1 pseudogene is annotated in these 422 nt (G+C 29.1%); it reads left to right on the forward strand.

The annotated features are described in order from the left end of the window. A pseudogene (locus EQG63_RS12165) lies at window positions 1-312 on the forward strand (histidine kinase); the annotation flags it as partial. Window positions 313-422 lie beyond the last annotated feature (110 nt).

Below are 422 nucleotides of genomic sequence, written 5' to 3' on the forward strand. Positions count from 1 at the left end.
CAAGAACAACGCTTGTCTATTTCTCGCGATTTACATGATAATATTGGCTCACAACTTACTTTTGTCATTTCTTCAATCGAAAATTTAAAATTCGGAATTGGTAATTCTAACCAGAAAGCAGAAACGAAACGTTTTCAAATTCTCAATTTTTTAGATAATGCAAGAATAGCACAAGAAACTATCGATTTTGATTTTAATATTGATGAAGGCTTAAAAGAGGTGAAATTGACCTCATTGGTTTGGGTTAATATTTATAGAACCACACAAGAGGCAGTTAATATGCGAAGTAAACAAAGGAAATGGCTTGTTTAATATGGAAAAAAGAATTACTGAAATAGGAGGAAAATTTGAGATAAAGTCAATAGCTAATAATGGGACTTCTGTAAAAATCTTAATTTAAAGTTCATGAAAAAAATAATTTT

It is taken from the genome of Flavobacterium amnicola, assembly GCF_004122165.1.
Lineage (GTDB): Bacteria > Bacteroidota > Bacteroidia > Flavobacteriales > Flavobacteriaceae > Flavobacterium > Flavobacterium amnicola.